At 33.9% G+C, this 6,824-nt stretch carries 8 protein-coding genes; all 8 read right to left on the reverse strand.

Annotated features, from left to right (window positions below):
* Positions 1-59: hypothetical protein (locus ACKI32_RS03300; protein WP_407413479.1), on the reverse strand; the 59-nt coding region annotated here is incomplete at its 3' end.
* Positions 60-162: 103 nt separating this feature from the next.
* Entirely contained in the window at positions 163-1,152 is a 990-nt protein-coding gene (locus ACKI32_RS03305) for an ATP phosphoribosyltransferase (protein WP_407413465.1), read from the reverse strand.
* Between the two features lie 84 nt (positions 1,153-1,236).
* The gene (locus ACKI32_RS03310; RefSeq protein ID WP_407413467.1) at positions 1,237-2,364 is read right to left on the reverse strand and encodes a TIGR04083 family peptide-modifying radical SAM enzyme; all 1,128 of its coding nucleotides are present in this window, start codon (positions 2,362-2,364) and stop codon (positions 1,237-1,239) included.
* Positions 2,365-2,366: 2 nt separating this feature from the next.
* Positions 2,367-2,576, reverse strand: a complete 210-nt coding sequence (locus tag ACKI32_RS03315; protein WP_407413469.1) for a TIGR04165 family Cys-rich peptide — start codon at positions 2,574-2,576, stop codon at positions 2,367-2,369.
* Positions 2,577-2,884: 308 nt separating this feature from the next.
* A complete protein-coding gene (locus tag ACKI32_RS03320; RefSeq protein WP_407413471.1) occupies positions 2,885-4,105 on the reverse strand; it encodes an aldo/keto reductase in 1,221 nt (406 codons plus the stop codon).
* A gap of 2 nt (positions 4,106-4,107) precedes the next feature.
* Complete coding sequence (locus tag ACKI32_RS03325) at positions 4,108-4,818, reverse strand: glycosyltransferase family 2 protein (protein WP_407413473.1); 711 nt, start codon at positions 4,816-4,818, stop codon at positions 4,108-4,110.
* Positions 4,788-5,756 carry an NAD-dependent epimerase/dehydratase family protein gene (locus tag ACKI32_RS03330; protein WP_407413475.1) on the reverse strand — a complete coding sequence of 323 codons (969 nt, stop codon included), beginning with the start codon at positions 5,754-5,756 and terminating at the stop codon, positions 4,788-4,790. Before ACKI32_RS03330 ends, ACKI32_RS03325 begins: the two co-directional genes overlap by 31 nt.
* A 2-nt stretch (positions 5,757-5,758) precedes the next feature.
* Entirely contained in the window at positions 5,759-6,610 is an 852-nt protein-coding gene (galU, locus tag ACKI32_RS03335; RefSeq protein ID WP_407413477.1) for a UTP--glucose-1-phosphate uridylyltransferase GalU, read from the reverse strand.
* Between the last annotated feature and the right edge of the window lie 214 nt (positions 6,611-6,824).

Here is a 6,824-nt window from a genome sequence, read left to right on the forward strand (position 1 = left end):
GAGGATTGATATAAATTAATTAAAGTTTGTAAAATTTCTTTTTGGACAGATGTTAACATGTTTTATCCCCATCATTAAAATAATATATTTATTTATATCAAAAATAGTTTATAAATGTTAACGATTTATCATGATATTTGAAAATTAAAAAAAAGGAAATGATTATTCAATGAGTTGTTTTAAATCATTTCTAATAATTGAAGTTGCATTAAATCCTTTGATTGCATCAACCATTTCTGGGAATTTAGCTTTAGGGATTAAAACGTTGATTTGTGAGAAATCAGAACCCGGAGTCAATGTAGGCTCATCTGCACAAAGCTTGTTTTCAATCAAATAGCTTGAAACATCATCAATCTTATCATTAGCTATATTGAACTTTACATCGAAATATTTCTTAGCGGTTATTGCACCCAATAACTGCTCATAAATCATTTTAGCCTTTCCAAGCTTTTCACCTGTACAACTTACACCTGCATAAAGACCGGCTGAGGAATGCAATATTGTTTCAATTTCCTTAAGGCCAGCTTTCCTTAGGCTGCTCCCTGTTTGGGTATTATCTACAATCAAATCGGCACCTTTAGCAATATATACTTCTGTTGCACCGTCAGAATTGATAACCTGAACCATCTCATTGTCACCATCAGTTAAACCTCTGACCTGTACAAATGGTACTGCATCACCATAGATTTCCTGATAAACCTCATTTTCCATGATGAATTTTCTGGTTAAATTTGGATATTCTGTAAAGCATAATATTGGAGTTTTTCTATCCTTATTAGCTTCGAATAAATCTGATAAACTGTCATATGGAGATTCCTTAGGAACCGCAACAATCAAACGGGTTTTTCCATAATCCAAATCTCCAATTTTAACTGTGTTGGTGTCTCTTAAAACTGATTCCTCCTTAATCCAGTCCTCACCAACAATGGCTATGTCAACCATTCCTCTATTCAATTCTACAGGAGTGGATTGCGGACGAGTAAGAAAAGCAACAATATCTTCATCATTTAAAATTTCAATTTCGTAAGATTCATCACCAGGTTCATAACCTTTAACTTCATAACCTGCATCAACAAAAAGCTGATATGTATTTCCTCTTTTTACATTATTTAAACTTCCTTTTGGAAGTCCTAAAATTATTTTATCATTCATATTAATACCTACCAATAAGATTATACAATTAACTATATATTATTTGTGTTGAAAAAAAAAGAAGATTCTAATAAAAAAAAATAATTAAGGTTTCATTGCAAGATCCATTATACTGAACGGTTCACCGTCTTTTCTCTCAGCAGGTGCTCCCATTCCAAAAGCGGATTTTGCAAATTCCTTATTCATTCTTTTTGAAACTTCACTAAATATCATTTTATAGGCTGTACATTGTGGGTCAACAGCTTCAGGAGTCTGATATGCTACAATTGCATTGTAAGGACATCCCCCTTCACAATACTTGACAAAATTACATTTTTTGCAGTTCTCATCAACATAATCTCTGAATTGCTGGAGTTTTGCCCAGGCGCCTGATGTTTTTAAATCATCAAAACTTGGATTGTCGACCACATTTCCCAAAACATATTCTGGCATTCCTACAAACCTGTAACATGGATAGATTGAACCGTCTGAGCCAACTGCTAAAGTAGTACCAATACAATCGGCAAATGTGCAAAGTGTTCCTCTTCTTCTAAGTGAAGACTTACAGATATGATCCAAATCCATAATTGAGAATTTATCCAAATCATAAAGGTATTTATCCAACCAATCAACCAGGAGCTTTCCATGCTCTTCCTGGTCAAGTGCCCATGGGTCTGCATTATCCCCCCTAAGTGAAGGCAGTGCCGCATGAATCTTCAAGCTCATCTTTTCGCCTTTAAAGAATTCATACAGTTCATCTGAGAAATCTTTTGAGTAATCTGTTACTGTTAAAACAAAGTTAATAATCAGGCCTTTACTTTTTGCAAGTTCATATTTGCTCATTGTTTTGTCAAAGTAACCTTCTCCCCTTTGATAATCGTTGATTTCTTTTGGTCCATCTATACTTGTACTTACAACCACATTGTATTTTACAAATAAGTCAATCAATTCATCGCTTAAAAGCCAAATGTTACTTTGAAGTGAAAAACCATCGAGATTTTCAAGTTTTGAAAGTTTTTCCAGGGCCTCTTTATAAAAATCATAGCCTGCAAGAAGGGGTTCTCCACCGTGGAATGTGAAATGTACCTTATCATCCCTAAAATCCTTTAACCATGAGATAATATGGTCTATGATTTCTATATCCATCATTTCCTTTTTATTTTCAGATCCCCAACAGTATTTGCAATTAGATGGGCAATTGAGTGTAGGGATAATCATTACATGAAATGTCATACTTATACATAGATTTTGTTTAATTCGTTTAATAATTGTTTTTTCTCATCTGGATCCATGTCTTCGTTTACAAAGAATATGTAGCCGCAGTTTTCGCATTTTACGGTTTCCATTTCTGCGTGTGCTCTATGATTGTCTAACATTTTTCTGTGAGCCAACTTGTCTTTTGAACCACATTTTGGACATGGTGCTAAAAGTTCTTCGAGTTTCATGATTATTACTTTAATTTTTAAAGTATATAATAATTTCACAGTTAACTTTAAATAAGATGAATCAATGACTGCAATTTTACAAAGTAGCTTCAACAAGCTTTAAATAATCTATAGACAAATATTACATATTAAAATAAAAATTGAAGTGATAAAAATGCCATATAATTTTTTTGACCACTTTTTAAAACAACAAAACAGTAGAGTTTTTACAGATGTCACAAACCTTGTAGGCCAAAAACTTTGAAGAGAAACATATGATGTGGTTGAATCCCAAGAGTGGAAGGAATAAACGACAGAATAAGGAATGATTAATGGTTTAAAAGCTTTATGAAGTATCTGTAAATCGGAAAACCAACATGTTTAATAAATGCTAGGATATATTTCATTCCTGGCACTTCAAATTCTTTTTTAACTTTTTTAAGCTCTTCTATGATATCCAATCTTTGAGGGCATTTCCTAAGACACTTACCGCAAGCGTTACATTTACCTGCATTGCCTTCAGCACCCATGATACCGCCAACATACTGGTAATAATCAACAAATGACTGGTTGAATAGTCCTTTGTGATTAAATAGGTATTTTTCGTTATATAGTCTCATACACACAGGAATATTGACACCCTGAGGACACGGCATACAATAGCCACAAGTAGAACAATTGATTTTAAGTGAATCTCTCATCACCCTTTTTACAAGTTCCACCGTTTCCATTTCCTCAAATGTCATTGATAGAGGTGTTGTCTTATCTGCAATAGCAATATTATCATCCAATTGCTCAAAACTGTTCATTCCGGACAATACACTAGTAATGTTTCCGTTGTTTAAAACCCATTCAAAAGCCCAATCTGCATTGCTTTTATTTGGATTTGCCTTTTTGAAGATTTTTTCAACTTCACTGGGCATCTTTCCAGCCAAAATTCCACCTTTTAATGGTTCCATTACAAAAATACCCATTCCTTTTGATGCCGCATATTCAATTCCTTCCAGACTTGCCTGGATATTCTCATCAAAGTAGTTATATTGAATCATTACAACATCCCAATCATAACCCTCAAGGACTATCTCAAATTCCTCCTTTGGACCATGATATGAAAATCCGATGTGCTTTATTTTACCGTCATTTTTAGCTTTGTTTATGAATTTAATTAAGTCCCTTTTAAGCAATCGGTTAATTGCTTTTAAATCAACAGCATGAATAAGATAATAATCAATGCAATCAATTTGAAGCCTTTTTAACTGCTCATCCAATATTTTTTCCATGTCCTCATACTTTCTAACATTAATGGCAGGCAATTTGGTACAAATTTTGACCTTTGATTTGATTTCGGGTAAAATTTCGCCTAAAAAAGACTCACTGTCCCCATACAAATAAGCAGTATCTATAAGATTAATCCCATTGTCAATTGCATGGTAAATTAACTCTTTTGCTTTAATCCTGTCGATTTTACCATTTTTAAGTGGCAGTCTCATGGCTCCAAAACCAAGAGTGGATATTTCATCTCCGGTTTTTTCAATAAGTCTCTTTTGCATAATTATCGTTTAAAAGTTCTAATGGCCTTGTCTTTCATGATTTTTAAAAGCACACCAACACCATGAGTGACTGGTCCTTTAGTTGATGAGTTTTCAACATCATATCTAACTGTAATTGGAACTTCAAGTATTCTTAAATTGTTTTCAGCAGCATCAGCTATCATCTCACTTTCAATTCCAAAACCAGGATCTCTGAATTTATAACAAGAAATAGTTTTTCCATTAAATGCCCTAAAACCGCTTTGTGAATCTGTGACATGGGTTCCGGCAGTAATGTTAGTAGCAATATCCAATACTCTTTGACCTACACGACGATAAGCGGGAGTATTTTCATCAAAACCGTTTAAATATCTACTGCCATTTACAAAATCAGCACGGCCTTCCCTAATCGGAGCCATAAGTATTGGTATTTCATCTGGATTGTGTTGTCCGTCACCATCAATGGTGACGACAATGTCATATCCGTCAACTTCTCCAAAAGCGTCTTTAAGTGAAACACCCTTTCCGAAGTTTGTGTAATGCTTTATTACACGTGCTCCCTCACCTTTGGCATATTGATAGGTATTGTCATTGCTTCCATCATCAATTACCAAAACACTGTCGGCATATTGGAAAGATTTTTTAACAATCCATCCAATAGCTGCTTCTTCGTTAAATGCGGGAATAATAACAATGGACTTCATTATTCTATTCTGTAGTAATCTTTCATCCATTCAACAGTTCTTTTAATTCCTTCTTCAGGTGGAACTTTAGGATTATGTTTTAAATCACGAATTGCTTTTGAAAAATCAATAGTTTTGACTTTAGTTGTGAATTCTTCAGCAGGAGTGTAAGTTACTAAGCTGTCATCGATTCCCACTGCATCCAAAACCATGTCAGAGTATTGTTTGATGTCCCTTTCCCATTCCTGTTTACTTCCTACATTGTAAACTTCACCAGGGATGAAATTATCAACAATATTTGCAAATGTTCTTGCAGTATCCTCCACATAATCGATAATTCTTTTATGACCCATATGGACAGAATAAGGAAGTCCATGAAGTGCCTTATAGATGAAAATTGGAATGAACCCTTTATATGGTGAGTAAGCTTCATGAGGGCCGTAACAGTTTACCGGTCTTACACGTACTGTTTCAGTTCCAAACATGGTTGCTGAATTCATACACATTAACTCTCCAGCCCATTTAGAGATTGCATAATCATTCATTTGATATGTTTCTGAAATTGGTCTGTTTTCCATTACGTCTTCAGACATGATTCCCTCATAATCCCCATAAACTTCAGCGGATGAAAATGAAATCATTCTATATCCTAATTTTTCCTGTAGGCGAATCATGTTTTTAAGACCGATTACATTGGTTTCCCAAAGGTTTTCATAATATCCTTCACCGTTCCATCTTCCGTATTCAGCAGCAAGGTGATATACATAGTCAAATTTATCATTGTCATCAAATATTCTCTCCATTTGACGATAATTCCTTACATCTCCCCTTACATAGTCAGAATATGAATCAGAATAAAGGTCTGCTTCTCCTTCATGGTGCAATAAATCCACCGCCAAGACCTCATGGCCTCTTGAGCTCAATTCATTTACAAGATTGGTACCGATAAAACCGCTACCTCCAGTGACTAAAATTCTTTGAGTTTCCATATCTATCCCTCTTTAATTAATTCTTTCATGTATTCAATCAATTGTTTTTTGGATTCATCATCATCCATTGCAAATTCAATTGATGTTTTAAGCCATTCTATACGATTTCCAATGTCATAGGTTTTTCCTTCAAATGTAACACCATAAATAGAATCTAATTTTTGAAGTGCATCAGTTAGTTGGATTTCTCCACCAACACCAGGTTCTGTTTCATCAATTTTATCAAAAATATCTGGTGTTAAAACGTAACGACCCATAATAGCTAAATTAGAAGGAGCCTGATGAGCTAAAGGTTTCTCTACAAGTTTATCAATTTTATAAATATCCTCTTCAACTTTATTCCCTTTGATAATACCATATCTTTCAACTTTTTCTCTTGGTACCTCTTCAAGGGATATTGCAGAAGCCCCATATTTGTCATAAACATCAATCAATTGTTTGGTGCATGGAGTTGGACCTTTTGTAATTGAATCTCCAAGCATTACTGCAAATGGTTCGCCACCAACATGCTTTTTAGCACAATAAATTGCATCACCTAAACCTTTTTGCTCTTTTTGTCTTACATAACAAATGTCAGCCAAATCAGTGATATCGCGAACTTGTTTTAAGCGGTCATCTTTTCCTGCGCTTTGCAATGTCTGTTCAAGTTCAAATGATTTATCAAAGTGATCTTCGATTGACCTTTTATTTCTACCAGTTACGATTAAGATATCATCAATACCTGAAGCCACCGCTTCCTCAATAACATATTGAATTGTTGGCTTGTCAAAAACTGGTAACATTTCCTTTGGTTGGGCTTTTGTAGCAGGCAAAAATCTAGTTCCAAAACCTGCTGCTGGAATAACAGCTTTCATAATTTATCACCATAATTTTATATTAATAATAGTTTTATCTAAATTATTATAAATAATTAATGAGATTTTAACAAAAAAAGAGGACGACTCAAAATTATTTTTTTAAATAATTTTTTTTTACATGTTTTTTAGGTATTTTGTTTGTTGTTTTGGTGTATGAGTTCGTTTTGTATTGTTTCGTTGTATATTCGTTTTAAATTGTGTGATATTGCGA

The organism is Methanobrevibacter sp., assembly GCF_045611865.1.
GTDB lineage: Archaea > Methanobacteriota > Methanobacteria > Methanobacteriales > Methanobacteriaceae > Methanocatella.